The sequence below is a fragment of the Streptomyces hainanensis genome (assembly GCF_004348415.1).
Taxonomy (GTDB): Bacteria; Actinomycetota; Actinomycetes; order Streptomycetales; family Streptomycetaceae; genus Streptomyces; species Streptomyces hainanensis.
This window is the reverse complement of the sequence record NZ_SMKI01000792.1, coordinates 1-1,663: the sequence shown is the minus strand read 5'-3', so window position 1 is coordinate 1,663 and position 1,663 is coordinate 1. Positions and strand designations below refer to the sequence as shown.

The following is a 1,663-nucleotide window of genomic DNA, read 5'->3' as shown; positions in this document are numbered from 1 at the left end:
CGGTGGGTTCGGCGGGTTCGGCGGGTTCGGCGGGTTCGGCCGCCGGCTCCGGGGCCTGTTCGAGGATCAGGTGGGCGTTGGTGCCGCTGATCCCGAAGGAGGAGACGGCGGCCCGGCGCGGCCGGCCGGTCTCGGGCCAGTCGACGGCGTGCGCGGGCAGCGCCAGCGCCCCGCCCGCCCAGTCGATGTGCGGCGAGGGCGGATCGGCGTGCAGGGTGGCCGGCACCACACCGCGCCGCAGTGCCTCGACGGTCTTGATGACGCCGGCCACGCCGGCCGCGGCCTGGGTGTGACCGATGTTGGACTTCACCGAGCCCAGCCACAGCGGCCGGTCGGCCGGCCGGTCGGCCCCGTAGACCGCGAGCAGCGCGCCGGCCTCGATGGGGTCCCCGAGGGTGGTGCCGGTGCCGTGCGCCTCCACGGCGTCGACGTCGCCCGGCGCGAGCCCGGCGTCGGCCAGCGCCGCGCGGACGACCCGCTGCTGGGAGGGGCCGTGGGGGGCGGTCAGCCCGTTGCTGGCGCCGTCCTGGTTGACGGCGCTGCCCCGGATGACGGCCAGCACCCGGTGTCCGGCGCGGCGGGCGTCCGACAGACGCTGGAGCAGCACGACGCCGGCGCCCTCGGCGAGCCCGAAGCCGTCAGCCGAGGCGCCGAACGCGCGGCACCTGCCGTCCCGGGAGAGGCCGCGCTGCCGGCTGAACTCGACGAAGGACTCCGGGGTGGCCATCACCATGGCGCCGCCGGCCAGTGCCAGATCGCTCTCGCCGGAGCGCAGCGACCGGCACGCCAGGTGGATGGCGACCAGCGAGGAGGAACAGGCGGTGTCCACGGTCACCGCCGGGCCCTCCAGACCGAGCGTGTAGGCCAGCCGCCCCGAGGCGACGCTGCCGGTGCTGCCGGTCAGCACGTAGCCGGCCACGTCGTCGGCCGAGCGGGTGCCGGCGAGCCGGCTGCCGTAGTGCTGGTGGATCACCCCGGCGAACACCCCGGTGCGGGTGCCGGCGAGCGAGGTCGGATCGATGCCGGCGCGCTCCAGGGTCTCCCACGCCGTCTCCAGCAGCAGCCGCTGCTGGGGGTCCATGGCCAGCGCCTCGCGCGGGCTGACGCCGAAGAACTCGGCGTCGAAGTCGGCGGCGTCGGCCAGGAATCCGCCGTGCCGCGTGTACGAACGCCCGGGACCCGGGTCGTCCCGCTCCTCGGTGAAGAGCCGGTCCAGGTCCCAGCCGCGGTCGGCCGGGACCTCGCCGACGACGTCGCGTTCCCGCGCGACCACCTCCCACAGGCCCTCCGGGTCCCGCACGTCGCCCGGGTAGCGGCACCCCGCGGCCACCACGGCGATCGGCTCCCGGCGGCTCGCCTCGGCGTCGCGCAGCCGGTCCCGCGTCTCCTGGAGCTCGGCGGTGACGCGCTTGAGGTAGTCGAGAAGCTTGTGCTGCTGTTCCTGCGCCATGACGGGCAGCCCCTAACGGCCGGTGGGTTCGTTGCTTCGGGCGGGGAGGACGGGATCACCCGGTGCCGGAGAGGCCGAGCTCGCGGTCGATGACGGCGAACAGTTCCTCCGGGGAGAGATCCCTCAGGTGCGCTGGGGACGCCGACGCGTCGTCGGCGTCGTCGGCGGGGACGTCCACGGTGACGTCGGTGGGGACGTCGGTGGGGACGTCGG

General features: G+C 75.8%; 1 protein-coding gene. It reads right to left on the bottom strand.

The window, feature by feature from the left end:
* A partial coding sequence (locus E1283_RS35970; protein WP_207930673.1) for a type I polyketide synthase occupies positions 1-1,450 on the bottom strand: 1,450 nt, incomplete at its 3' end.
* Positions 1,451-1,663 lie beyond the last annotated feature (213 nt).